This is a genomic window from Sphingobium lactosutens (assembly GCF_013393185.1).
In the GTDB taxonomy this organism is placed as follows: Bacteria; Pseudomonadota; Alphaproteobacteria; order Sphingomonadales; family Sphingomonadaceae; genus Sphingobium; species Sphingobium lactosutens_A.
In genome coordinates, this window is record NZ_QJQX01000052.1 from 336,080 (window position 1) to 360,983 (window position 24,904).

The window sequence follows — 24,904 nt, forward strand, 5'->3', positions numbered from 1 at the left end:
TCAAAGGTCGCTCCTGCATACGCGCAGCGACGGCTATGTCCTGCGATATGCCCCTGAACACGCACTAGCGATGTCGCAGGGATACGTTCTGGAGCATCGCTATCAGGCATATGAGAAATATGGTGCCGGTCAGCAGACCTGTCATTGGTGCAAAAAGGCCATCGAATGGGCGGAGTTGCACGTCGATCACGTCGATTGGGATCGAGGAAACAATGCGCCTGACAATGTTGTTACAAGCTGCGCGACCTGCAACATCGTGAGGGTGAAGCCGCAGACCAATCCCGCGCCACCGGCTGCACCTACCCCCTCCACGAAACTGACAGCCCTAGTTGCCCGCTACAGGGATTGATAAATATCGGTGCAGAAGGCCGCTGCACATTCATGTTTAGGTCCGTTTGTCGCGGGATCGTTCAGGCCATTCCTGCGCTCAAGGGCATCCCCGAATTATTAGGTGGCCGAAGAGCGTTAACGCGGAGCAGCGTGAGCCGTAAGGGGTAAGTGCCGTCTAAGGAATGGAAAGACAAAAAAGCCCCGGAAGCAACTCCGGGGCTTTTGCATGACTACGCTTGCTGGACTGCCTCACACACCTCCGCAGATATATGCGGCGTAAACTCCAACAAGAGCGATGACAATGACCTCAGACTTAGACCATGGACGGAAGTTCTCAAACATACCTGCATCTCCTTCCAAGAAGATATGCAGCCATTGAGTTCAAAGGGCAGCCTAAGAGTTCACATAAGTAGCAGAAAACCTGAGGACACTTATGGCTCGCAAAACCGTAATCACAGATGAAAGCCGCGCAACGTTTGCTGAACTAGCTGCACAGGGCTTGAGCAACAGCAAGATCAGCGCAGCTATGGGCATTTCTCTGCATGTCGTGAGAAAATACCGCGCCGATCATGACACCAATGTTGCGATCGACCGCGTGAGGCTCACAGAGACAATGCCGCAACAGCTTATTGCCCTAGCGAATGCCATGGTCATATTGAGCGATGCAGTGGCAGCAAGCCGCGCCGATGTGGCCGATCTAACGGTCATCGGGAGGAAAATGCTAAAGGCAATGAAGCGCCTCCAGGTCGAGAACAAAAACCTACGCGCCACCCGAAAAGATGCTCGCGCACAAGTGAGGGAACTGCGTCACCAGCTATGGAAAGTCAGGGGCTACTAAAGCCCCGCAGGACTACCGGGCGGCATCTCCATCAACTCGATCTTATGGATGTGCATTTTCGGATAGTGCCGCTTCATCATCGGCATAAAATCCTCACAAAGCTGCACAACCATATCCACATTCAGCTTAGCCAGATAGCGGGCCTGACGCATCGCCATCGCCGTAGGAACGACATAGGGGAATATCGACAGCCTTTGCGCCTCTGTTAGCCCGACTGAGCCGACTTGCCCGCTGGCTTGCTCTGGTGGAGGTAGCCGCGCAAGCACATCGTCTCGACGTTTCCCGTACTCGACAAACGAACCTCTGATGGTTTCATTCCGCGCCACACATTCCGCGAAATTCATAAGGAAGTTCTCTTCCTTCACAAGCATCAACAAGTTCTGTTCCGCGTCAGATAGCTCGCGAACCATGGTCCGATCATATCCGATGACACCAGCCTGACTGCCGCAAATCACAAACGGATCATCCTCCGCAAGCAATTCATCAATCGGCAAGCTCTTCTGGTTTAAGTCGCGCAAAGTGGTCCGCGCCTCACTGGCCAACGTCGATAGCTTAAACCCTATCTGATATATCTGGCCCTGTGTCTTTTCCCGGTCATCCTTCCGATGCTTCTTTTCGACAAGGAAGTAACCGAACAAAGCAGCAATGACCGCCAGCAGCGATCCAATACCAGAAACCCAATCGGCAAGAGAACCGCCCTCGTCCTTAGCTTCTGCATCTTGACCATGCGGGATAGCGAACAACGGACATTCATCACGGCCCATCTGGTTCGTAGAGGAATACCAAAGAACGTCTGTAGCGATCCCTCTCCCAGTAAAGTAGCGGCACACAAGCGATGCCTGATCCTGCTTGCCCACATCGCCAAAGCCGGGAACGATATATGTCTGGCGTGGATGCACCAATGTTGATCCGACCAGCAACCGCTTACCCGATATCAGCAGAGAGCCTTCCGTTACGACAAACAATGATGCAACAGCAGCCGCAGCCCATACCCACTTGCGACGATACCACTTAACGGACATGCCAATCCCCCTATAAGGACGGCGTAAGGCAGCGGATTATCGGACGCAATTGGAAATGCAGGGTCGCATAGAGCGAGCAAAGAAAGACAAAGCGAAAGCCGCTTACACAAGTGTGAAAGCCGTTGATGGCTGATGGTATGAGTGAGCGGTAGGATTAGATTGGGGCCACACCTGAATCCAGAAATCTACCAGAAAATCTGCTGCTACAGTGGTGATCTACCCTATCCGCACTCTGGATCGCACCATGTAGGCACCATGCCTATCGAGGTTGCGAACTCTGGATTGCGGTGTATCTGTTATCGGGTCCATCCTTGGGCATCGTCCACCCATTCGCACTCCGACTATTTGTTTGTATGTCCAACCTGTCTAGATACAAAGAAATATCTTCACACTTGTGGAAATATATTTTCAGGTATCTGCCATGAGGTATGGATAATACACCAAAACCATACCAGTCCTGCTCTGTTGTTGCCCTTTGGTATTGTGGTGCTAACGTGTGATAGTCGAGGTATGAATGGGATAACCCTGTTGAAAGGCTGTGGATAAATGCAGTCAAGAGCAAAGGTAGGTTGACAGGATCGTGATGCGACACCCGAGGGGGTAGCTTACAGACGGTAGAAGGTGAGAGTAGTTCGCAGGGGTTACCCCACTCAACACACGACCTCGATTTTTGAGTTAAGCACAATGCGATCAAAAATGGGGTTTAGGTTTTCAACTGCCTAGTCATATCCAGCCCGTTCAGATACGTCGTCATGATGACGAATCGTGACCGCTCCGCTCGACTTGCAGCAATTAAACTGCCCGCTCTGAAAGACCTAATCGAGCGGATGCGAGCTACCTCCGATACATCCAAAGCCGTTTTCACGCTTGCTGAACTTCTTGCCGAGCAGCATCGTCGCGAGCCTGTCGGCTTTTTACCCACGGTGGAAACAGCACAGACGATCATACGTCTCGTTCGAGAAAGTCCAACTGGGCTAACCACGTACGGTGCAATTTGGAACGCTTTTCGCCCTGACGAGCCTTGGCACATGCACACCTCGCGGCAACAGGTGAACAATGCACTCGACCGTGTGAACTTTTACTGCATCCGCCATGGACTTCCCCAGATCGTGACGCTCGTGGTAAACGGCACGGAGAAGGCGCTGACTGATCAAGCCAAATCCAACATCTTCAACGCTTCTCGAGAGCGAGGCATGGATGTGGGACTAGATCGTGACGCCTTCATCGATAAACATCAGGAAATGTCACGCGCCATTGCATTGGAAACGCTACCAGCAGCAGACTTTTAAGTCTAGCCACTCAACACACGAATGTCAAAACTGAGTACAGTTCACCTTACTGCTTACTCTTTCCAATTGTCTTCAACCGTTCTGGCACCTTGACCACCTTTTTAGGTCGCTTGATATCTCCAAGATACAGATAGGGCTTAATCGCGTCGCTCAGCGGGTCGAGAAGATCATACATCAACAGCACCGCGTCACCCACACGCGCCGCAGCATCGTGGTTGCCACCAGAGGCAGCGATCCGCAGGTTTACGACAACCTTCGCTTGATCGTCTATGGCCTTCGCCGCTGCTGCTACTTCAGTCCCAAACAGCCAACGGGCTTCACCCAGCAGCACACCCATTTCAAACAAGCCAGTCGGTGCAATCGTATCGGTTTTTCTATCCCCGATAATCTGCCCCATCTGCTCATCCCACTTCTTTACAGCATCCCTGAAGCCTTTCTGCCATGTCAGTCTGCGATCGATCAGAGAGACGAATAGTGTCTGCTGCTGGACGCTTAATTGTCCCTTCGTCACCTGTCTGGTGAGCATTATGCCGAACAGGCCAAGCAGCCCTGTAACCAGTGCGGGTTGAATTGGAGCAATAGCGGCTGACACAGCCGATATTGCGGTGACAATGGGTTCGATAATGGTCATGCTGCCTAAATGGTCGAACTCACCATGACTTCAAGACCCAAGTAGAAATTGTTTCACCTGTAGGTCAGGTCAATAGTTATTAGTCGGTCTAGTAAATACCGGCATGGCACAAAACAAAACACCGCCACCGCCAACTCAGAAGCAAGTTGATAAGCATTGGGGGCAGCAGGAACGAGCCGTCTCCCGGCCCCTGTACGAAACTGACCCCGGCGTTAGCATAGTCACTACGCAGGGTGAGGCATCACGCATTATTGACGCTGCCCGCGAAGGTGCGACGGTCCCCGCGTTCAGACTGCGTAATGCGGACGGGATCGTTGATGATCCGCTCGCCCGAACGGCCACGCTGCTGAAAAAGGCCCACGGCGGGATGCCGCGTGAGGATTTCGCGGCCCTCGTCAGTTCCACCCTCGATCAGCAATGTTACCTGGCCCTCTACGGGCAAATGTCGGATTACCAGCGCGCCCAGATTTGGCAGCGCATCCACAAGCAGGCGTTTGACGAGCAGCAGGCCGCACTAGCGGAAGCCCATCGCCGCCATCAGCTAGACCAGAAGCAGGCAGACCAGATGCTCAAGGGCATCTCAATGCAGCAGCGCATTCAGGAAGCCGAAGCCAAGCGCAAAGCGCAAGGTGGCCAGTGAGCAAGGCGTTAGACGACTATCTGGACCTGATCGAGTTCGTTCGCGATCAGACCTTGTTCCTTGGCGTTGACGGTTTCTGGGCTTGGCTTAGCGATCAGGACGAGGAATTCAGAGAAGCTATCATTGCGGTCATGCAAGATCCGGCTTTCACGCTTGAGCCGCACCAGACATTTCCGCGTGAAGCTGCCCGTATCATCTTCTATCGAATGGGTCGCGGTGCCGGTAAGACACACGCGGCCTCGACCAACACCAATCTGCTGGCCAAGTATGTTTATCCCGGCGGTTTTGGCATCCTAGTTGGTCCAACAGTCCAGCACGTTCGCGAAACCATGATCGAAGGCGTCAGCGGCTTGATCGCGACAGCGCCAGCAGACTGCATCCCGCTTTACCGCCCTCACTATAATCGTGTCGAATGGCCAAACGGCACTCGCGCAATGATTATGACTGCCGACAACAAGGAGGGCATTCGTGGTCCGTCACTGAATTTCGGTTGGGGCGACGAACTTACGAAGTGGCAGCACTCGGCAACGTTCGACAATATGTTCCGCGCTATTCGTGAGAAGCACGAACATGGCACAAAACTGATCCTGACTACATCGCCGCTGCGCGCTCAGGAATGGGTCAAGGCCATTGAGAGCCGTCCAAACACCGTTGTGAAAACGGCCCCCTCTACAGCTAACCCGCATCAGGACGAGGACCATCTTGCAGAACTTGCCGCCGAAGCAAAAATCGGCAGCCTCAAGGCGCGTGAAGAAGTCCTTGGCGAGTGGACGACCGGCGAGAGCCAGCTTTGGTCGCGTAAAGACCTTGATGAAATGGAAGTAGAAACGAATTTGCTCCCGAAGGATTACGCCGCAACTTGTTCGCGCCGCTTCCTGAGCATCGACCCCAGCGGCGGTGTCCATGACGAGTTTGGTATGCTGTTGTTTGGAGCAAAACACAAACAGGCAATCATGCTCAATGACTTCTCCGAACATTTCAGCCTCAACGCTGGCTATGAAAAAGTTGTGTCGCTGGCCAAGGACAACCTCAAGCCCGGCGACTTTATCCTGTTTGAATTGAACGGACAGCGATCCGGCCCATTGCTGTTGCGCAAGATGCTCATTGAAGCTGGTTTGAACTTCCGCGTCATTGAAGTGGACGCGCAGAAGTCGAAATATGCTCGTGCAGAAGAAGCCTTCCTGCATTGTAAAATGGGCAAGGTCGCCATTCTAAGCCGTTCATCCAAATTGGAGGACCAGTTAGTCGGTTGGGAAGCCGATATGAAGACCAGCCCTGACCGTGGCGATGCTTTCACACAGGGGGTCAATCATCTCCTCAGCACGGACAAGAAAAAAGGCCGCTTCAAGGTCATCAGTCTCGGACGGCTTTGAATTTGGCGTCGAACGCCTCGGTGAATGACAGCCCTTCGGCCTGTAGCGCCTCAACCTCTGCGTTCATCCGGTCGTAGTTCGCAATAAATGACCGATACTGAGATTGGGCCACCTTCAATCGCTGCTCGACGGGCAATGCCCTGATCGTATCGCGTATCTCCTTGAACGCCTCTGCCCGTTCCACATTCTCGTCAATCTCTTCGATACCAAGCTCTTCGTAGCCGTCCTCTTCCACCCAGAAGTCATATGCCCTCATCTTGAGTGTGAAGTCGCCAGCCAGACGGCGGTAGAGCAACGTTCCGAAACCAATCACGCCCATTGGCTGCATCGGGTGCATGTCTTCCAGCACGGCATCAAAATCCCGGTCTGCATGTTTCAGGAAATTGGCTTGTCCAGACATGCGCTTCCAGCCTTCCTTGCCTATCAGCGCGTCAATCTGAGCGGAGAAGTCGTCTCCCTGCTGATGCGGGTATATGTCGAGCAGCACTTTGAACGAAGCATATGCGAGCGTGTAAACCGCCAGCGGATCGGCCTGATCGAAGAACATATCGATAGCGGTTTCGAGTTGGCGGCGAGCCGCATCCAGCTTTGTCACGTCGCTCATATCGTTCCCTCCGTCTAAGCCGCATGTCGCCAATAAATACGCTGTAGATCAACCAAATAACGGTGGCACAGTGGCTTTCTTCGGACTTTTCAAATCACGCGATTATGGCAAGGTCGAACGACCACAGGGGCGCCGCAGCATCGGCGGTATGTTCAGCACTGGCGGACTGTCCACCCCATGGACCGACGAAGAGAACTTCGCGTCCCGCGCAAAGCAATTGCTTTTCAAATGTCCTGTTAGCCGTCGTTGCTTCGACATTCGCGCAGAGAAGCTGGCAAGCATCACCTTAAAGGTCGAGAACGCCAGCAAGCGCACAAAGAAAGTCCTGTCGCAGCCCAATTTCCGCGACCGCACGATGAGCAATCTCCTCCGCGTTATCGAGAATGATTTAGGTATCGGCGGTGACGCTTGGCAGTTCCTGAACACAGAAATCCGCGACAGGCCGATCCTTGAGGGACTGCGACCCGACTTCATGTATCAGGAGCCGGATAAGAACCGCATCCTGTACGACCCGTCCAAGCGCCTGACCGGCACCAGTAAGCCGGAACTGATCTTCACGATGGACCCTGACGATTACGGTCGCACTCAGATAGTCGAGCGGCTTAACAGCGACGGTCGCACCTACGAAATCATCGAAGGCGCTATCCTGCATATCAGCATCTACAACCCGCTCAGCGCTTTACAGGGTTCTGGTGCCGGCGATGCCATTTTAGGCGACATTGCAGCTTACGATGCCGCGACGAAGTTGACCTATGCGCGCTTCGCGAATGGCGGACGCAAAGCAGGTTGGATCACTCTCCCCGACATTGATGGCATGGACGACATGACCGACGAGGATTGGGCCAAGCTGCAACAGACAATGGAACGCTTGCGCAATGACGACGAGCTAAAGGGCTTGGTCGCTGGTTCTAGCTTCCTAGAAAATCAGATGACATTCGCTGAACTCGATATCGTTGAAGTCGTGAAGGCTCTGGAACGTCGTATCGCAATGGCACTTGGCGTTCAGCCGGTCATGCTCGGCTTTGAAGGCGAAACCACTGGCATGAACATGAGGACGGCAGACCGAACGTTCTATACCGGATGGCTAAAGCCCCGCGCAGACTTCATTCTTGGACACTTGCGAGACTTTCTCGCAGAAGAACTTGGCGACGATAAGCTGTCCATTACCATTGACGAAACCATGCTGCCCTACTTGCAGGACGATAAGGGCGAGATTCTGGATAAGATGGCCCGTAACGGTGCGCTTGAGTTCAATGAATATCGAACCGCACTTGGTTGGGAGCCTAAACCATGGGGCAACGTGCAGATGCCCGTTGCTGGCGTCGGCAACATGAACGCTTCTGGCAGTGACAGAGAGCCAGAGCAGTCACCTGAGAACGCTACTCCGCGAGAGGTCGGCCACAATGCTGACACCAGCCGTCGCGCAGATCAACGCGCCTGAAAACTAAATAGCTGGAAGAGGAACTGATAGGGACCAGACACTTATGAACAACCGTTTTCAAACTAAGCGTTTCGATGCCGCTCCTATCAAGGACAATGAGGTCGAGGGTCTAGCGTCCACCTATGGCAACATTGACCATGCCGGGGACATTGTGGAGCGCGGAGCATATACGCGCACTCTTGGTGTTTTTAATCAAAAGCAGAGGATGCCTTTCCTCGCCCATCATCGTCATGATCGCCCGATTGGCTCCATTGTTGAGTTGAAGGACACTGACGAAGGGCTTTGGTTTAAGGCTCGCTTTTCTGACAGCCACGATGGCCAGAATGTCCGTTCTCAGTTCCTTGATGGAACCCTTGATAGCTTCTCTATCGGATATCGCGTCATCAAGAAGGAAGCAGACCGCGTTGATGGTCAGCGAGTGCTTCGCTTGAAGGAAATTGCCCTTCATGAAATTAGCGCAGTTACATTCCCTTGCAATGAACTGGCCAAGCTATCGGCGGTCAAGGGTGACATTGCTTCCAGCTTCCCGAACCTGAGCCTTGAAGATCAACAGCGCGTAGCGGACTTTGCTGCATATCTGGATGCAAAGCAGGCGGGCGTTTCGACCGACGAACTTCTGGATGAAGTGGTCGATGAAGCAGTCAAGTCGATGGAAGCTGATATCGATACGGCACTAAGCGATGCTTGGATGGCCTACAGGATCAAAAAGACCTTCAACCGATAAATAGATCGTCAGCAGAAAGCTGTACCGGCACTCCGTTCAGGACTCGCCTTCTACAACAGACGGACCCGCTTTTCGCACTCCTCTGAAACCCAATTCAGAGGTGAAAAGTGAACGAAGAAAACATCAATAAGCTGTTCGCTGAACTTGCTACCAAGGCAAACTCGGACGACGCAGTAAACAAGGCAGAGGTCCAGAACCTCTATGCCGAAATCAAGTCCCTCCGCGAAGAGCAGGCTGAACATGCTGCGCAGATTGAAGCGGCAAACGAGGCTCTAGCCCGTAAGTCCACCACCAAGGCACAAACCGCCGACGCTTCGGACGATGCGCGCATTGCAGCCTTTGCATTCGCTAAGGGCCGCTTCGCTATCGAAGACGGCGACGTTAAGAACGACGAGTTTTCGCGCACCGTAAACGTTGAAGGTGGTCACACTGTACCAACCGTCATCGACAGCGAAATCACCCGCGCACTCCGCAAGGCAAGCCCTGTTCGCGCACTGGCCCGCGTCATCGCTGCAAAGGGCAATTACGAGCGTCTAATCAAGGTCCGTAATCCTGAGAGCGTTGCAAAGACTAAAGCTGAAAAGGCCGCATACACGCTCAACAAGACCGATGCGTTCGCCAAGCTGCATTGGGGCATGGCTGACGTTGTGGACCAGCAGCGTCACACTGCTTGGGTTTCGGACGAGCCTGAAAGCATCCTGAATCTCGCTCAGGAACTACAGGACGCGATGGTCCAGAACATCGTTGAGAAGGAAAGCGAACTGTTCCTGACCGGCGTAACGGCGAACCGCGTTGAAGACATTGCTGGCGTGACCACCACCCCATGCGGCCTTCTGGCTCAGACTGCCACCACCGGCGCTGTAACCAAGTTCACCGACGAGTTCGGTAAGATGGCAACCGTGGCTCAGCCAGCAACCAGCAAGATCAGCGATGCTCTGCTTGTCCTGCTTTCGACCCTGCATTCCGCATATCGTGCAAATGCCGTTTTCCTGATCTCTTCGGACACCGAACTGAAGCTGATGCAGGAAAAGGACGCAAACGGTCGCGCTGTTTGGTCGCCAGCAGACGCTTCGATCAGCACTCTACCGGGCGGCACGGTTCATGGCGTCCGCTATGTCGTTGACGACATGATGCCAACCGTTGCGGATGCTATCGAAGACGGCACCCCTGTTGCTCTTCTGGGCGACTTCGCGAAGGCATACACCATCGTTGATTACGGCACCACCAAGTGGACCGTCGATCCGATCACCGAACCTCAGTTCGTGAAGTATTCGGCTCGTCGTCGTTCCGGTGCTGCGATTGTCGATTACAAGGCTCTCCGCGCACTTGTGCTGACCGCCTAAGTCATCCGACTAAGCAAACAGAAGGCCCGTCTGCAAAGGCGGGCCTTTCTGCCCTCCCGCTAAATAGCTGCGATAACTCAAACATGAGGTCGCGAGATAATGGGATTGGAAACAACCGGAACGAACGCAAATAGCTGGCAGACGATTGTTCAGGCCAATCAATTCCTAACCGACTTCACGCATCCGCTGCTCGGTGATCGTCCTGAACTAAACGACAATGACGAACCCTACCTGATCGAAGCGGCCAAAGAGATTTCCGCAATGTGGAATTTCAAGGGCAAGCTGGTCGATCCGCTACAGGCGCTCGCATGGCCGCGCAAAGAGGTTCAGCTTGAGGGCAAGAAGCCCGGCTCCGATTGGTTTGCGCGCAACTTCCCCCACATGGATGATTGCTACGAGGATTTTGCCCGCTTCATCCATTTTGAAAGCCCCGGCCTTTCCAACACACCTGTGTATCTCGATCAGACGGCGATCCCGCGTGAGGTGCTGGAAGCGCAAGCAATCCTAGCAGCCTTCAAGGTCCGCGAGATCACGCTCTGGCAGGACAACGGGTTCAACGCCAGTGAGGTGAAACTGGACGGCGTTGGCACGATCAAGCCCACAAACGCCGTAGCCGCTGCTGATGCCGTGTTCATGCGCCTCGCCCGCTGGGGTTCATTCCGTGGAACGTCGATCGTTCGTCCTGGCGGTGCGCGCTAATGGCTACGGTATATGAGCAATTCGCGAAGGCCGCGACCCAGCTTTATGATGGCCCGTTTGGCGGTGCATTCGTGCTGCGTCGATTGGTCACTGCCGAAAACATTGATGAGAATGGCAACATTGTGCCTGCTGTCACTCGCGACTTTCGCGTCCGTGGCGTGGTGCGCGACAAAGACGTTTGGAACAACGGTGCATATCTGGGCCAGAAGCGCGTTGCGTATCTCAGCAATAAGACCGCGCCATTCCCAGACGACCAACTGATTATCGGCAAAGACACCTACACTGTAGATACTGTGACGACCGTTGCGCCCAATGGCGTAACCGTCATCCGTTATGAAGCGGTGCTACGATAATGGCGCGCTCCGGGGTCACAAACATGGGCGCGGTAGTGAAGAGCCTCGCTGCTGCAAAGCGTAAAGCCTACGCCAACGCGGAGCGTATCAACCGCAAAGTAGCCTCAGACGTGCTGCAAGGGGTCGTAGAAGGCACCCCTGAGGACACAAGCGTCACAGTCGGCGATTGGCAGGTAGGTATCAACACGGTCCCCACAGGGCTTGTAAACACACCCGATCCCGGCGGCGCAGCCGCGCTCCGCAATGGCAACGCGGCGATCCTGACCGCGAAACTCGGCGGCACCGTCAATATCGTCAACAACCAGCCCCACATTGATGGGTTGAACGCCGGTAACGCCGTCACGAAGCCCGCTGGCTTTGTCGAACGCGCAGTGGATGCGGCGAAGGCAGGTGCCAAGTGAGCCACCTAAAAGATATTACCCTGCTGACCAAGCGATTGGAAACCGAATGGGCCGGTCCATCCGGTGATAAGACCGCTCCGCTACTTTACGAGAATAGCGCCGCATCGGCCACTATCCCGGCGAAGTTCATCCGCCTGCATGTGCGCCCCGGTACTCAGCAAAAGCGCAATCTCGGAAACGACCGCCATCGCGTTGAGCGAACTGGCCGCGTTTGGGTGCATGTCGCTATCCCGAAGACAACAGCGACCGGCATCGCATGGTCATTGTCCGACAAGGTATCTTCCATCTTCGCAAACTGGACAAGTCCTGACGGTTCGCTCCGTTGCGGTGAGATCATCACTGATGTTGTGGAGAGCAAAGACCATTACATGATTGCTGTTAAGATCACCTATTCGAGTAGTCGAATAGAGTTCTGATCCAACACCTCAACATAAATATGCTGAGGCCATCTGCGGCCCAATCTAAAATATGGAGGCCGCTAAATGGCAATTAATCCCTCGGATACAGAATTTGCGATTGTAGCAGAGACGGTTGCTGGAACTACTCCTGCAACTCCTGCTTTCCTTCGCCTCGAAACCATTGTTGGATCGAACCTCAATGCGACGGCTGACCCAATCGTCAGCAGCACTCGTCGTAAGGGTCGTACCAACGCAGGCCAGCGTCTCGTCAACCCTCGCGTTGAAGGCACCCTGAACACGGAACTGACCAGCGGCGACGCTGCAACCGACCTACTTCTGGAAAGCACCTTTTCGGGCAAGTTCGATCAGGACGGTTTGCTCAAGGCAGGAACGACCGAAACCGATCTGACCGTTGAACGCAAGTGGACCGACGGCGCAACGTTGATGTTCTCGCGCTTCTTCGGCCTTCAGGTAGCGGAGTTTGCTCTGAACGCTGAGTTCGGCGGCATCGTAACTGCTGACTTTTCGTTCCTTGGTCGTGGTCGTGCCACCCCCTCGAATACGGCACTTGCTGGCGCTACCTATGCGGACGCATCTACTGCACCAAAGTTCGCTGGCCCTGACGTAAAGAACATCGTCATCGGCGGTCTTGGCGAAGTTGATTACTCGACCCTCGCGCTGACCGTTACGCAGGATCGTGCAACACAGGGCAAGCTAGGTTCGCCATTCGCTCGCGGTATCGGCACCGCCGGTAAGACCGTCGAACTGGTCGCTACGCTTTACCGTAAGGACTTCGGGCCTGAAAACCTGATCGTCAACGGCATTGAGAATCCAGCGGTCAGCATCCAGTTTGACATTGAGTTCAACGGCGCGGGCTACAGGATCATCATCCCAGCGGCACAGCCTAGCTTCCCAGAAGACAACGAAGACGGCGCGAACCAGATGGTCACTGTGACCTTCTCGCCTCTTGGTGATGCTGCTTCCGGCACAGACATCATGATTCAGAAGCTGCCAGTAGCGTAAGTCACTAGCAGAACTGATCGGGGTAGTGGTTTTCAGGTCCACTACCCCGAACCCATGACTGAACCCCAGCATAAATACTGAGCAGCACAAAGCTGCAAGTTAAAACCTGAGGTGATTTATGGAATTTGATTTTGATCTTCCGTCTGTATCTGACGATGAAGTCCGTGAAATTGAGATTGTCAAGAATGGCAAGTCCTACGGTGTGTTCAGGGTGAAGCATCAGTTTGTTAGCTCGCCTAAGTGGCTGCTGGAATGGAAGCGCGCCACTGCAAGGCTGAGCCAGCGCGAACGTCAGCGCATTGATGATGCTCAGGTAGAAGCAGACGTTCTTCTGCGCCGTAGCGTCGTCATCAAGATGTTCGTAGAAAACTACATCGTCAAAAGTGAGGGCATTCCGGTCAAGAACGGCACATGGAAGCACTCAAGCGCTAATCTGGTGACGTTCCTGTCCGACCCACGCGCATACTGGATTTTCCAAGAGCTAGACGAGTTCTCGTCGCAGGAAAGCAATTTCGCTGTCGAAGCGACTGAGGAATCCAAAAAAAACTAAATGAATATCTACGCTGGCAGCTTTCTCCTGAATTCGCCCGATTGGAGCAATTGGAGAAAGAGGCCAGCGCGGCCATCAAAGCCGGTCGCTTCGATCACGCCTCTGTTACCCAAGCAGCAGAGTTGAAAGCATCAAACGCAAAGACCCTTTCCCAAGACGATGAGTTTTATTGGAATGCGTTCCTAACGATCACGACAATGCGTGACACTGGTGTGGGCGCGACTAGACTTCGTTGGGATGACTGCATGAAGTATGCAGACAGATATGGCCTAACAATCCACGAATCTGAAATGTTGTGGTCAATCATCCGAGCAATGGATGACGTTGTGATGGCGGACAATAAGGCCAAATCAGCAGCCAAGTGAAGCAGTGCGGGTAGTTGGCCCAGCTAAATACGCAGACCCCCATAACGCGGAGCCTGCTTATCGATGTCTGACACAACTATCCGCATCACTATCGACGCAACAGGTGCCAGCCGTGGTGCTTCACAAGCTGAGCGTTCCCTAGATCGAGTTGGTGCGGCTTCCCGGCGTATGAATAGCTCTCTCGGCTCCACTACCGTCAGCATTACCTCATTCACCCGCAGTCTTGCCGGTATCCGTGGTGCCGGTGCTGCCGTGATCCTAGCCGGGATCGTCCACAAATTCACTGAGCTGGCTGACGCTTCCGCAAGTATGGAAGCCAAGTTGAAGCTGGCGACACGCGGCTTTGCCGACTTCGGACAGGCGCAGGAAGACGTTCGTAGGATCGCTGCCAGCACCCGCAGCGAACTCACCTCTACTGCTACCCTCTATGGCAAGCTGATGGTTAGCGGTAAGGGACTGAACGCTTCACAGGCGCAGGTCGCCCGCGCAACGGAAACCGTCACCAAGTCGCTCAAGATCAGCGGCGCGACCGCAGGCGAAACCGCCTCCACCGTATTGCAGCTTGGTCAGGCGTTGGCGTCGGGCAAGCTGAACGGTGACGAATTCCGCTCCCTTGCTGAGAACAGCCCTCGCCTCATGAAGCTGATGGCTGACAGTCTGGGTGTGCCGGTCGGCGCATTGAAGAAGATGGCCAGCGAAGGTCAGTTGACCGCCGACAAGCTATTCCGTGCCTTCACCGATAAGCGCTTCACCGCTGCGCTGGACGAAGAGTTTAAGCAGATGCCGAAGACGTTCGGCGAAGCGATGACGGCTCTGACCAATCTGGCGACCGAGACATTCGGTGCGTTCGATCAGGGCGGCGGCTTTAGTCAGGCACTCTATAATTTCGCCGAGCAGGGCAACACCAACATGAAGTCGATCGCTGAGCGCGCTCGCGAAAGTGGTGGTGAAATCCGTGACGCATTCGAGGGTCTGGCTGGTGCGTTCAAGCCGCTGGAGCATGAGGGCATCGAAGCTGCCAAGCTGATCGCTGTCGAGTGGAAGGGTCTGCGCGCTGAAATCGCTGACGTGTTGGGCTTGGTCGATAATGTCCGTAATTTCGGACGCGGCTACAGCCTGTTCGGTGGCACCGGCAGCGGCGCAGCCGTTGAACTGGATTTTCTGCCCAAGCCTACTAACGCTCCACCTAGTGACCTCAAGGGCCGCTTTAATCAGGGCTTTGCCCAATCCCGCCGTGACCGCGCTCGTATCAGGCTAGAACGCGCATATCGTGACCGCACCGGCAATGATGTCCCTACAGGTTGGTCCGATGATAGGCTTGTCGCGGAATCCCGCAAGCTAGGGCCGGCTCCTAAGAAATTGACCGGCGGCACTGGTGTGTTGCGCTCGCCTCCCGGCACTCCCACAGCATCCGGCTCCGGTGGTTCGGGCCGCAGCCGTACCGACGTTGACGTGCTGATGAATAGCATCGGTGCGCGCGTGACCAGCGGCTATCGCACATGGGAAAAGAACCGATTGGTCGGCGGCTCCAAAAACAGCCACCACCTGACCGGCAATGCTCGCGACATTGCGAAGACCCCCGGCATGACGCTCGATAAGATCGTCTCCACCCTGAAAAAGGAAGGCTACGATGTAATCGAGAAGCTGGACGAGGGCGATCACTTCCACGTCGCGTGGAAGGGCAAGGGCGACAAGAGCAAGTCCGAATTCGAGAAGGAAAACGAGCGCGCAGCTAAGGAAGCAGAGCGCCAGCAGAAGGCCGCCGAAGAACTCTGGACCGTAATGGAAGAGAACAAAAAGCTCGCTGGTATGATGCCCGTCGAGGCTGAGAAGTTCACCGCCGAACTCGATCTACAGCGTGTCGGCGGCAAAGCCCTGACCGATGAGCAAAAGAAGCGCCTCGGCCTGCTGATGGACGAGACACGCGCTGCCAAGCTGCTCACGGACATGCGCGTCGCCAATGACGTCGATAGCGCAGAACTGGAATTCCAAAAGCGCAAGCTGACCATGACCGACAAAGAAGCGGCCATGTCGGAAGCGGCGTGGGAGTTTGAAAGCCGCGCACTTGCGGAAAAGGTAGATATTACCGGCGACCTGTATCAGCAGCAGCTTGCGATCATCAAAGCCCGCGCTGGTGAAACGTTCGAGATTGAGCGCCAGAACAGGATGCTCAAGGACCGCGACACGCTGTTGTCGCAATACAGCCCGTTTGAAGCTGACCGCCTCCAGATGGAGCAATTCGACGCGGATCGTGCGCGCATCAAGCTACTGGCCAGCAAACCAGTTGCCGATGGCGGTATCACGGAGGAACAGGCTCGTCGTGCGATGGACGGCCTTGAGCGTGGCGTCAGGGAGGTCAAAAACCGCTTCGTTACTGAGTTTGGCGACGGCATCGATACGCTCGGCAGGCAGCTAAACGGCACGTTCGGTAATGCAGTCAGCAAATTCGGCCAGTTGCTAAACGGCTTGGTATCGGCGGCATCGGGCAGCTTCAGCGGCCTTGGTCCTATCGGCTCCATCATCGATCTGCTGGGCAAGAACAGCGACGGCAGCTTGACCGGCATTGGCCAGGCCGCCGCGAAGGCATCGCAGAACACCCTAGACAGCATCCTTGGCCGCAATGGTCAGAAGTCCGCCCTGCTCAATCCGTTGAAGAGCCTGAGCGACGGCTTCGGCGGCTTCAAGGGCGACATGAAGAAGATCTTCGCCGGCAAGGGTCCGGGCAGCGTTGCGGGCGCAATCGGCAACACATTGGGCAACGCCGCTTCCGGTATGCAGATGGGTCAGATGGCTGATGGCCTGATGAAGTCGCTGGGCATCGGTAGCAGCAAGACAGGCGCATCCATTGGCGGCGCGCTCGGCTCCGTCGTCGGCGGTCCTATCGGCTCGATCATCGGTAGCATCGGTGGCGGCCTGATCGGCGGCATGTTCAAGAAGAAGCGCTACGGCACTGCCAACATTACTCTTGGTGATGACGGCTATCTAGGCAGCGACACGACCGGCAATAAGTCGGCCTATAAAGCCGCTGCAACCGGCGCGGCTGGTTCTGTCATCAGCGGACTGACTAGCATCGCTGAACAGCTTGGCGGCTCGATCACCGGCAATCCGAATATCTCCATCGGCCAGTATAAGGGCAAGTGGCGCGTCAGCGACATCGGCCGCACCGGCAAATTGAAGGGCGGCAGCGGTCGCACCGACATTAAGGACTTCGGCAAGGACGGCGAAGAGGAAGCAATCTCCTACGCGATCCAGACCGCGTTGAAGCAAGGCGTCCTGACCGGCATCAGCGATTTCTCCAAGCGAGTGTTGAGCGCCGCGGAAGACCTAGACCGTGCTGTCACACTTGCGACCAAGTATGAGAACATCGTCAAGGAACTCGCCCGCATTGATGATCCTATTGGCGCTCCGCTTGCCGAACTGAATAAGGAATTCAGTAAGCTGCGCGAGGAAATGGTTGCCAACAAGGCGACCGCAGCGGAACTGGCGAACGTTGATCGCTATTACATGGTCCAGCGTGAAAACATGCTCAAGGATCAGCTATCGGATTTGAAGTCCTTCCGCGATAAGCTGATGGGCGAAGGCTCCGGCCTGTCCACCAAGACCCGTCTTGATAACAAGCTGAACGAGTTCTCCAAGTATGAGGAAGCGCTGGCGGCGGGCAAGTCCGTTGACACCGCTGCAATGACGCAGCTTGGCAGCGACATTTGGGACATGACCAAGGACATTTACGGAACTGCGACCGCTCAGTCTCAGAATGTAAGGGACCGTCTGTTGACCGCGACCGATGCGGCGCAGAAATACACCGAGAGCGTCTATGCGCAGAGTTCCACAAATGTGGTCGATGCTGTCAACACGACGAACCAGCTTGCGGCAGAGCAGTTGAAGCAGCAGCAGATTGCAAACAGTCTGGCTGAACAGCTTCTCGCAGCAATCCAACGTGGCGAGAGCATCACCGCGCAATGGAACGGCTCTGCGGTCAACGCAAAGCAAACTGGCACCGTGTAAATATAGCAGAGGTGGCAGATGGCAATCGACGCAAATCGTGGAACGTTCGTAAAAGAGGAATATCGTTATGCTGAACAGTCGGAGCCTTCGGTTCTGGCTGAGCAGCCCCAAGCCCGCATCATCAAATTAGACACAAATCTGGACATTGTTGCGGCTACTCGTCTCGCTGATGAGATCATGGACGAGCATAAGCATGTCGCGCAGGCATATGAGGTCGTCATTGCCGGTGTGGAGGTATGCGACGATGAGAAGTTCATCGGATCGCCGCCCACGTTCACATGCAATTTCCCAGATTGGCCAGTCGATCAGACCGATAAGCTGCGCGTCGTCGCGGTCACGGTCGATTATCAGGCGTGGCTGACAACAATCACAATCAAGGGGCCGCTGACATGATCGACAATCCATTTTTCCTCATGAGCGCGCCTGTCGCTTTTGAAACGACCAGCTTTGAAATCCCCGCCTCCCCCGGCGTGAACCTGACGAACGACAACATGGATATGGATTGGCGCTCGCAAGGGCTGAATGGCATTTACGTCGTCCTGCGCTGTACGGCCCCCGTAGATACCATTGCCGTGCTTCACAGCAATCTACGTGCATCCGACACGATCCGAGTTCGTGCTGGCGCTTCCGTCAGCAATGGCGAGATTGTCAGCCCTGTCTATGACAGCGGTGCAGTAGCCGCATACGAGGGCAATCTGTTTGCTCCTTACACTCCCAAGAGCATGATCGACCTTGGCCAGACCGTACAGACTGTTTTCTGGCGTCTCGATTTCGTCTCCCCCGGCAATCCCGATGGACAGGTCCGCGCTGCGCGTATCCTGATGGGTGAACGTTTTGAGGTTTCTTCTGGCATCGACTACAACTGGAAGAAGGGTCAGATTGATGACAGCGTTTTAACTAGCGGCCCCAACTATGAAGACGTTCAGGAGTTTGCAGCTAGGCCAACCGTGAAAGCTAAGTTGGGCAACATGGATGAAGCAACGTTCAACCGTTTTGACGCTTTCATGATGGCAGTCGGCAAGAGCAAGCCAGTCCTATTTGCACCAGAGCCAGACAATCCCGACACAGTGCAACATTGGACTGTGTATGGCCGCTTCAAAGTGGATTGGAGCGGAGAGAACTTGTATCATAACTGGTGGGAAACTGAAATTCAGGTTGATGGCCTGAGATCATAAGCCCGACCGCTAACACCACTAAATATCCGACAGGATATGGGGTGATTAGTGAAAAGGGTTTTTGTCGCAGAGGTAACGACGTTCGATCCGAGGGCGAAGCAGACCAAGGTGCTGCGCATGTATTCCCCCGGCCATGGTCCTATCGTCTTCGATAGCGATCATGAGTATATTCCATGCCTCGTCGGTTCCCCTAGCCGCAGCATGTCGCTTACCGACAACGGCATCCCCGGCGAAATTCAAATCGACTACGGCTCGCTGGTTATTCGCATCGGCGACGACATGCGAAACACCGCTTGGCTGGGCTACGATTTTGACGGCTATCCCTGCAAACTCATGTGGGGAGAACTTGGCGCTCCGCTGTCCAGCTACAAGGCAATTCCTTCCGGGCGCGTCGGCTCGCTTTCCGTATCTTCTGGGCGAACTGTCGCGCAGCTTCCTTTGCTCGGTCCCGAAGCCGATCTGAAAAAGGAAGTTCTCAAGACGGCCTATCTTGGCAATGGCGCAGCGGAAGGCACAGAGAAGAACAAGCTCAAGCCGTTCACCGTTGGCCCGGTTCAGAACATCCAGCCGCCGATGATCGACGCGGCTCACCTCGTTTATCAATATCACGGCTATGGTCCGACTGAGGACGTGGTTGCCGTCTATGAGAATGCGCTGACACTTGGACCGGCCAAATACACCGTGTCCAGTTACGAGGAATTGATTGGCCTAACGGACGAGCAGCTACCGCCAGGAACATGGGCGAAGGCTCCCGCCGTGGGAATGTATCGACTTGGTGCCGAAGCTATTGGCCTGCTGACCGCAGACGTGATCGGCGCAATGGATGGGATGCGCCCGTTGCGCAAATTCGGTGAGATTGCAGTCTGGATGCTGCATAATTTCGCTGGCGTCCCGATGGATAAGATCGACGTTGAAGGCGCTGATAAGCTGGATCGCGATTTCCCCCACACATGGGGCAATTACATCGACAGTCAGGACAAGCCGAAGGATGACGACGAACCGGCGATCAGCGTCGGCAACTTCCTACGCGAAGCTGCATCCCATCTGGCGGCCTACTTCTATCCCGACAAGAACGACATTTGGCGCTTTGGTCGCAACGTTTCCACCAAGACGCCCATCATGTTGCAACAAGGCAGGACGACCGCACCAGTGGTCATCGACATTTCCATGCCTGCTACAACTACCCGCGCCCATAAAGTCCGCATCGGTGGTGATCGCTGCTTTGTCACACACACCGATGATGAGATTTCCTCCGCGCTGAAAGATGCAGTTGAGGAAGCTGTCGTTGGCGTCGGCAAGAAGGTCGATGATGTTCAGGACGATCTAAACGGCATCCGCAAGGACTGGCGCAGTTTGGTCATTGGCGCTGTTCGCACAGAGCTTGAAGACCTAGCTGCCAATGTTCTGGATTTCGGTTCTACGCAGATCAAAACCAATGTTGCTCTGCACAAAGACAATCTCGTCGCAATTCGTGCGCTCGGTACTCGTGTCGATGAGAACGGCAACAAGGTCGCAGAAGACATATTGCAGCTTACTAGCCGCGTCGATGGACAAGACGGCGTCATCGAAGCCGGGTTCCTAGAGGTCAATCGCACGATCGCTGGATTGGATTTCGCAGAGGTTGAGGACATTACCTATGCGATTGCTCGATACGGTGAGAATGTTGACGCAGCATTTGCCGATGAGCGTCGTCTTCGTGTCGATGGTGACAGCGCGCTTGCAGAAAGCATTGAGGAATTTGAAGCCCGCGTAGGTAGCGCCGAAGGCAAGATCAGCGAAATTGAGCGCATTCTGATCGAGGATGATGGTGACACTGCGTTGGCAGAGCGCGTCTCCGAATTAGGCGTCAAGATCGAGGACGAGACAGAGGCTCGCGAAGCTGCAATCACCGGCCTTGAACGTGCTTATATCGACGCTGACGAAGTTATCGCTGAGAGCGTCCAAACGCTAAGTTCCAGCATTTTTGATGAGACGAACGGCAACAGCATCGTGTCGATCATCAAGAACAATGCGAAAACGCAGGTCGATGACAATGGCGCTAGGGCTGAACAAATCAATTCCATGCAGGTTCGTCTCAGCCCGGTAAACGGAGCCAGCTACGAACAGAATGTACTCTTGCTCGCAAACCATGACGGACTTCTGAGCAGCCAATATACTGTGAAGGTCCAGAACGAAATCAACGGCAAAAAGATCGTTGGCGGCTTTGGGATCATCAATCAGAATGGCGTTGTCGATTTTGCTTTGGCGACGGACTTTTTCAGCATCTGGACGCCTAGTGGCGCAGTGCCTTTGCTCACGCTCGACAACAATGGCGTCCTGAGCGTCAACACTGCCATCATGGACAATGCGATCATCAAGAACGCACAAATCCAGAATGGCGCAATCGACCAACTTAAAGTGGCCGGCGGTGCAATTTCGGCCAATCAGGGCGCAGATGGCGTTGACACGTTTGTCGCTGCGAACGGCTCCGCTGACTTCCTCACTACCGGGTTCATGACCATAGGTGACGCTGTTTGGGGTTCGGGCCGCGTGGACGTAGATTTCACCATCGACGCGACACAGGCTTATGACGCAAGCTGCAAAATCCAGCTTTGGTTGGACTACGGCGCGGGCTTTGTTCTTGCCAAAGAAAAGACCTTCGGAATCACTACGGATAACGGCAACACCTATAGCCGTACAGGTGGCGACATCAGCGCCATCGTTACCGGCGCACAAGTCCGCGTCATGTGTCGCGTTATCTCAGGCACATTCACTCCGCGCTCTGTTGCTCGCGCACAATGGATTCGAGACATCAGCATGGAATTAATCGGGATGAAGCGATAATGAAATACGCATACTTTACGCAGGACGGAAAGCTGCTGACCATCGCGTCAGAACCACAGAGCTTCCCTGAACCATCGGTCATAGAAGTTGAGGTTCCCGATGGTACGCGGGCTAACGCTATCTTCCTCGATCTAGAGACGCACACAATCAGGGATAGAGTGCCGTTCGTGCTGAACGTTGCATATAACCGTGTCAGCAATATCCCGGCTGGAACTTCCGTCGCACATGACGGCGCGTTGTATCATGTCGAAGATGGCGAAGTCGAGTTCGATGCCAATGTTACTGATGTGGTCTGGCTGCATCTCGATCACCCATGTTTCATCGCGCAGTATGTCGCAGTTCCAACAGGACCGGAGGTTGTATGAGAATTGATATTAGGAAGGGTTATGTTGACCAGCGTAAGGCTGCTTACCCGACGATACCTGACCAGCTAGACGCCTTCTGGAAAGGTGGCCAGGAAGCCGAAGCCATGAGGCAGCAAATCCTAGCGGTCAAAGCTGACTTCCCGAAGGAATAAGCCGCTGCGACTGCCCGCATAAATATCAGCAATACTGATATGCGGGAGCGATCCGACCATGGAATATGATTTTGATACAGAAGGCACCGTTAGTGTCACCAATGGTTCGACACAGGTAACTGGTAACGGCACAAATTGGCTGACCAATTATCCCGGCCTGACACTCAACATCAGCGTAAGCGGGGCGGCGGCCCCACCTTGCGGACGTAGAGTGTAGCCGTGAGTCTGCGCCTCCTGATCAGGATGGAGGACGCTGGTGCTATGACGATGCCATGTGACGATGCTGGCACCAGCAAGGTTCAGCGGTTCGAGGTTTTCACCGGTGCAGGCCAGCGGCGGGACTGGCCGCCTGAAGTGAAGGCCGCGATCATCGCGGAGAGCTATTCCAAGCAGGAGACTGTCTGCGCCGTTGCCCGTCGGCACGCCCTTAGCCCATCGCAGCTGTTCACCTGGCGGCGGCAGCTGCGTAAGCAGATGGCGGCCCGGGGCGTTGCGCTGCCAGTCGCCCCCAATATGGCACCCGCATTTGTCCCCGCGATTATCGAGGAGCCGCTGTCGAGCGCTCCGGCGAAGCGCCCGCGGAAGCAGGCGCGTGCAAAGAACAGCGCAGTCGAGCTGGAGATAGACGGCGTAGCGGTGAAGATCGGCCGCGGCGCCGATGCCGGCATCATCGCTGCGGTGATCGAAGCCCTTAGGGCGACGCGATGATCGGGCCAGGAGTTGGTGCCCGCGTGATGGTAGCGACCCGTCCTGTGGATTTTCGCAAAGGGCCGGACGCCTTGGCCGCATTGGTGAGCGCGCAATATGGCGGTGATGCATTTTCTGGCGTGATTTACGTCTTTCGGGCCAAGCGTGCTGACCGGATCAAGCTGATCTGGTGGGACGGGACCGGCCTGTGCCTGATGGCGAAGCGTCTGGAGCAAGGCGGCTTCAAGTGGCCCGGCATCCAGGATGGCGTGATGCGCCTTTCCGCCGCCCAACTTGGTGCGCTTCTGGAGGGATTGGACTGGCGCCGGGTTCATGGCGGCCGTCGACCGCAGGCCCCGCAGATTGCCGGTTGACGGGGCTTTTCGCTCCTGATTCACTGTCGTCATGCTCACGCAAGCGGACCTGCCCGACGACATCGACGCGCTCCGCGCGCTCGTGCTGGAGCAGTCCCGGATGCTGGCGGAAGAACGGGCCGCAGCTGAGGTCAGGGTGGCAGAGCTGAACGTCGCCAAGAGCGAAGCGGACGCCGAGATCGAACGCCTCCAGTCGATCATCCAGGCCTTCATGCGGCATCGCTTCGGCAGCCGGTCCGAACAGCTCGATGCCGATCAGCTCCAGCTGGGCCTGGAAGATGTCGAGACGGCGCTTGGGCATGCTCGCGCTGCCAGAGAAGCTGTTGCGCCGAATTCCCGCAACGATCAGCCCCGCAAGACCAACCGCGGCTCCTTGCCCGCGCATCTCGAGCGGATCGAACAGATTGTCGATATCGACGACAAGGCCTGCCTTTGCTGTAGTGGTCCGCTTCATCAGATCGGCGAAGACGTGGCCGAGCGCCTGGATGTTGTGCCCACCACCTTCCGCGTGCTGGTGACACGCCGCCCGCGCTATGGCTGTCGCTCCTGTGAAGGCGCGATCGTCCAGGCTCCCGCTCCGGCGCGCATAGTCGAAGGCGGGATTCCGACCGAAGCGCTGATTGCACAGGTGCTGGTCTCAAAGTATGCCGATCATGTGCCGCTATACCGGCAGGCTCAGATCTATGCCCGGCAGGATATCAGACTCGATCGCTCCACCCTGGCGGACTGGGTGGGCCGGGCAGCATGGTATCTGCGGCCGCTGCGCGACCGGACCCTTGAGGAGCTCCGGCGATCCGAGCGCCTGTTCGCCGACGAGACTACCGCGCCGGTGCTTGATCCAGGGCGCGGCAGAACGAAGACCGGTCAGCTATGGGCCTATGCCCGCGATGATCGACCATGGGGTGGCGCAGGTCCGCCGATGGTCGCCTATGTCTATGCGGCAGACCGCAAGGCCGAGCGGCCCGACATCCACCTTGGAGACTTTGCAGGCATCCTGCAGGTCGATGGTTATGGCGGCTATACAGCTCTCGCCAAGCGGCGCGGGCAGCAGCTCAGCCTCGCCTTCTGTTGGTCCCATGTCCGGCGCAAGTTCTACGATCTTGCCGCCAGTTCTCCCGTCGCGACCGAGATATTGCGCCGGATCGCCATGCTCTATGCCATCGAAGACGAGGTGCGCGGCTCGACCGCTGAACACCGCCGCCTTGAGCGCTCTGAACGCAGCCGCATCATCATCGAGGACCTCAAGCTCTATTTCGATGGCCGGCTCCGGCAGATCAGCGCCAAGAGCAAGCTGGCTGA

At 55.5% G+C, this 24,904-nt stretch carries 25 protein-coding genes; 22 read left to right on the forward strand and 3 right to left on the reverse strand.

Translation table 11 applies throughout. The features are described from left to right. Positions 1 to 763 precede the first annotated feature (763 nt). Positions 764 to 1,168: a hypothetical protein gene (locus tag DM806_RS13740; protein WP_179043736.1), complete on the forward strand. Its 405-nt coding sequence runs from the start codon at positions 764 to 766 to the stop codon at positions 1,166 to 1,168. Here the strand turns inward: DM806_RS13740 and DM806_RS13745 are convergent. Further along, a complete protein-coding gene (locus DM806_RS13745; RefSeq protein ID WP_179043737.1) occupies positions 1,165 to 2,190 on the reverse strand; it encodes a hypothetical protein in 1,026 nt (341 codons plus the stop codon). The genes DM806_RS13740 and DM806_RS13745 overlap by 4 nt on opposite strands. A gap of 752 nt (positions 2,191 to 2,942) precedes the next feature. On the opposite strand from DM806_RS13745, the gene DM806_RS13750 reads away from it, so the two are divergent. Beyond that, positions 2,943 to 3,479 carry a hypothetical protein gene (locus DM806_RS13750; RefSeq protein ID WP_179043738.1) on the forward strand — a complete coding sequence of 179 codons (537 nt, stop codon included), beginning with the start codon at positions 2,943 to 2,945 and terminating at the stop codon, positions 3,477 to 3,479. Between the two features lie 46 nt (positions 3,480 to 3,525). Here DM806_RS13750 and DM806_RS13755 read toward each other — a convergent pair whose 3' ends face one another. Then, positions 3,526 to 4,110 carry a hypothetical protein gene (locus DM806_RS13755; protein WP_179043739.1) on the reverse strand — a complete coding sequence of 195 codons (585 nt, stop codon included), beginning with the start codon at positions 4,108 to 4,110 and terminating at the stop codon, positions 3,526 to 3,528. 103 nt (positions 4,111 to 4,213) lie between these two features. On the opposite strand from DM806_RS13755, the gene DM806_RS13760 reads away from it, so the two are divergent. Further along, on the forward strand, positions 4,214 to 4,750 hold the full coding sequence (locus DM806_RS13760; RefSeq protein ID WP_179043740.1) for a hypothetical protein: 537 nt from the start codon (positions 4,214 to 4,216) through the stop codon (positions 4,748 to 4,750). After that, entirely contained in the window at positions 4,747 to 6,123 is a 1,377-nt protein-coding gene (locus DM806_RS13765) for a terminase large subunit domain-containing protein (RefSeq protein WP_179043741.1), read from the forward strand. Before DM806_RS13760 ends, DM806_RS13765 begins: the two co-directional genes overlap by 4 nt. On the opposite strand, the gene DM806_RS13770 is transcribed toward DM806_RS13765, so the two are convergent. Then, a complete protein-coding gene (locus DM806_RS13770) occupies positions 6,104 to 6,727 on the reverse strand; it encodes a hypothetical protein (RefSeq protein ID WP_179043742.1) in 624 nt (207 codons plus the stop codon). The genes DM806_RS13765 and DM806_RS13770 overlap by 20 nt on opposite strands. A 70-nt stretch (positions 6,728 to 6,797) precedes the next feature. Here DM806_RS13770 and DM806_RS13775 point away from each other — a divergent pair, with 70 nt between their 5' ends. The 18 genes from DM806_RS13775 to tnpC form a co-directional block, all read left to right on the forward strand. Further along, complete coding sequence (locus DM806_RS13775; protein ID WP_179043743.1) at positions 6,798 to 8,168, forward strand: phage portal protein; 1,371 nt, start codon at positions 6,798 to 6,800, stop codon at positions 8,166 to 8,168. Positions 8,169 to 8,211: 43 nt separating this feature from the next. Continuing rightward, a complete protein-coding gene (locus DM806_RS13780) occupies positions 8,212 to 8,892 on the forward strand; it encodes an HK97 family phage prohead protease (protein WP_179043744.1) in 681 nt (226 codons plus the stop codon). Between the two features lie 107 nt (positions 8,893 to 8,999). Further along, on the forward strand, positions 9,000 to 10,235 hold the full coding sequence (locus tag DM806_RS13785) for a phage major capsid protein (RefSeq protein ID WP_179043745.1): 1,236 nt from the start codon (positions 9,000 to 9,002) through the stop codon (positions 10,233 to 10,235). A gap of 99 nt (positions 10,236 to 10,334) precedes the next feature. Continuing rightward, a complete protein-coding gene (locus DM806_RS13790) occupies positions 10,335 to 10,934 on the forward strand; it encodes a DnaT-like ssDNA-binding protein (protein WP_179043746.1) in 600 nt (199 codons plus the stop codon). Further along, positions 10,934 to 11,287 (forward strand): hypothetical protein, encoded by a 354-nt coding sequence (locus DM806_RS13795; protein ID WP_179043747.1) that lies wholly within the window; start codon positions 10,934 to 10,936, stop codon positions 11,285 to 11,287. The genes DM806_RS13790 and DM806_RS13795 overlap by 1 nt, the downstream gene beginning before the upstream one ends. 23 nt (positions 11,288 to 11,310) lie before the next feature. After that, complete coding sequence (locus tag DM806_RS13800; protein WP_179043748.1) at positions 11,311 to 11,688, forward strand: hypothetical protein; 378 nt, start codon at positions 11,311 to 11,313, stop codon at positions 11,686 to 11,688. After that, the gene (locus DM806_RS13805; RefSeq protein WP_179043749.1) at positions 11,685 to 12,104 is read left to right on the forward strand and encodes a phage tail terminator-like protein; all 420 of its coding nucleotides are present in this window, start codon (positions 11,685 to 11,687) and stop codon (positions 12,102 to 12,104) included. The genes DM806_RS13800 and DM806_RS13805 overlap by 4 nt, the downstream gene beginning before the upstream one ends. A gap of 66 nt (positions 12,105 to 12,170) precedes the next feature. Continuing rightward, positions 12,171 to 13,109, forward strand: coding sequence for a phage tail tube protein (locus DM806_RS13810; protein ID WP_179043750.1), 939 nt, complete (start codon positions 12,171 to 12,173; stop codon positions 13,107 to 13,109). 118 nt (positions 13,110 to 13,227) lie between these two features. Further along, positions 13,228 to 13,659, forward strand: a complete 432-nt coding sequence (locus DM806_RS13815; protein ID WP_179043751.1) for a hypothetical protein — start codon at positions 13,228 to 13,230, stop codon at positions 13,657 to 13,659. Positions 13,660 to 13,709: 50 nt separating this feature from the next. Further along, on the forward strand, positions 13,710 to 14,024 hold the full coding sequence (locus tag DM806_RS13820) for a phage tail assembly chaperone (protein WP_179043752.1): 315 nt from the start codon (positions 13,710 to 13,712) through the stop codon (positions 14,022 to 14,024). A gap of 63 nt (positions 14,025 to 14,087) precedes the next feature. Then, positions 14,088 to 18,029 (forward strand): tape measure protein, encoded by a 3,942-nt coding sequence (locus tag DM806_RS13825; RefSeq protein WP_179043753.1) that lies wholly within the window; start codon positions 14,088 to 14,090, stop codon positions 18,027 to 18,029. A gap of 18 nt (positions 18,030 to 18,047) precedes the next feature. Then, a complete protein-coding gene (locus tag DM806_RS13830; protein ID WP_179043754.1) occupies positions 18,048 to 18,422 on the forward strand; it encodes a hypothetical protein in 375 nt (124 codons plus the stop codon). Further along, positions 18,419 to 19,204: a hypothetical protein gene (locus DM806_RS13835; RefSeq protein ID WP_179043755.1), complete on the forward strand. Its 786-nt coding sequence runs from the start codon at positions 18,419 to 18,421 to the stop codon at positions 19,202 to 19,204. The genes DM806_RS13830 and DM806_RS13835 overlap by 4 nt, the downstream gene beginning before the upstream one ends. A gap of 48 nt (positions 19,205 to 19,252) precedes the next feature. Beyond that, entirely contained in the window at positions 19,253 to 22,027 is a 2,775-nt protein-coding gene (locus tag DM806_RS27820) for a phage tail tip fiber protein (RefSeq protein ID WP_179043756.1), read from the forward strand. Then, entirely contained in the window at positions 22,027 to 22,392 is a 366-nt protein-coding gene (locus tag DM806_RS13845; protein ID WP_179043757.1) for a hypothetical protein, read from the forward strand. Before DM806_RS27820 ends, DM806_RS13845 begins: the two co-directional genes overlap by 1 nt. A 413-nt stretch (positions 22,393 to 22,805) precedes the next feature. Next, positions 22,806 to 23,252: an IS66-like element accessory protein TnpA gene (gene tnpA, locus DM806_RS13850; protein WP_179043788.1), complete on the forward strand. Its 447-nt coding sequence runs from the start codon at positions 22,806 to 22,808 to the stop codon at positions 23,250 to 23,252. A gap of 26 nt (positions 23,253 to 23,278) precedes the next feature. Continuing rightward, positions 23,279 to 23,605: an IS66 family insertion sequence element accessory protein TnpB gene (gene tnpB, locus DM806_RS13855; RefSeq protein WP_218036281.1), complete on the forward strand. Its 327-nt coding sequence runs from the start codon at positions 23,279 to 23,281 to the stop codon at positions 23,603 to 23,605. Between the two features lie 31 nt (positions 23,606 to 23,636). Beyond that, positions 23,637 to 24,904, forward strand: a 1,268-nt coding sequence (gene tnpC / locus DM806_RS13860; RefSeq protein WP_179043758.1) for an IS66 family transposase, incomplete at its 3' end; no start/stop codon positions are given.

Excerpts from the sequence above, each read along its gene's own strand:
- DM806_RS13740 (WP_179043736.1), top strand. The coding sequence starts at position 764 with ATGGCTCGCAAAACCGTAATCACAGATGAAAGCCGCGCAACGTTTGCT.
- DM806_RS13745 (WP_179043737.1), bottom strand. The coding sequence starts at position 2,190 with ATGTCCGTTAAGTGGTATCGTCGCAAGTGGGTATGGGCTGCGGCTGCT.
- DM806_RS13750 (WP_179043738.1), top strand. The coding sequence starts at position 2,943 with ATGATGACGAATCGTGACCGCTCCGCTCGACTTGCAGCAATTAAACTG.
- DM806_RS13755 (WP_179043739.1), bottom strand. The coding sequence starts at position 4,110 with ATGACCATTATCGAACCCATTGTCACCGCAATATCGGCTGTGTCAGCC.
- DM806_RS13760 (WP_179043740.1), top strand. The coding sequence starts at position 4,214 with ATGGCACAAAACAAAACACCGCCACCGCCAACTCAGAAGCAAGTTGAT.
- DM806_RS13770 (WP_179043742.1), bottom strand. The coding sequence starts at position 6,727 with ATGAGCGACGTGACAAAGCTGGATGCGGCTCGCCGCCAACTCGAAACC.
- DM806_RS13780 (WP_179043744.1), top strand. The coding sequence starts at position 8,212 with ATGAACAACCGTTTTCAAACTAAGCGTTTCGATGCCGCTCCTATCAAG.
- DM806_RS13790 (WP_179043746.1), top strand. The coding sequence starts at position 10,335 with ATGGGATTGGAAACAACCGGAACGAACGCAAATAGCTGGCAGACGATT.
- DM806_RS13795 (WP_179043747.1), top strand. The coding sequence starts at position 10,934 with ATGGCTACGGTATATGAGCAATTCGCGAAGGCCGCGACCCAGCTTTAT.
- DM806_RS13800 (WP_179043748.1), top strand. The coding sequence starts at position 11,311 with ATGGGCGCGGTAGTGAAGAGCCTCGCTGCTGCAAAGCGTAAAGCCTAC.
- DM806_RS13810 (WP_179043750.1), top strand. The coding sequence starts at position 12,171 with ATGGCAATTAATCCCTCGGATACAGAATTTGCGATTGTAGCAGAGACG.
- DM806_RS13815 (WP_179043751.1), top strand. The coding sequence starts at position 13,228 with ATGGAATTTGATTTTGATCTTCCGTCTGTATCTGACGATGAAGTCCGT.
- DM806_RS13825 (WP_179043753.1), top strand. The coding sequence starts at position 14,088 with ATGTCTGACACAACTATCCGCATCACTATCGACGCAACAGGTGCCAGC.
- DM806_RS13830 (WP_179043754.1), top strand. The coding sequence starts at position 18,048 with ATGGCAATCGACGCAAATCGTGGAACGTTCGTAAAAGAGGAATATCGT.
- DM806_RS13835 (WP_179043755.1), top strand. The coding sequence starts at position 18,419 with ATGATCGACAATCCATTTTTCCTCATGAGCGCGCCTGTCGCTTTTGAA.
- DM806_RS13845 (WP_179043757.1), top strand. The coding sequence starts at position 22,027 with ATGAAATACGCATACTTTACGCAGGACGGAAAGCTGCTGACCATCGCG.
- tnpA (WP_179043788.1), top strand. The coding sequence starts at position 22,806 with ATGACGATGCCATGTGACGATGCTGGCACCAGCAAGGTTCAGCGGTTC.
- tnpB (WP_218036281.1), top strand. The coding sequence starts at position 23,279 with ATGGTAGCGACCCGTCCTGTGGATTTTCGCAAAGGGCCGGACGCCTTG.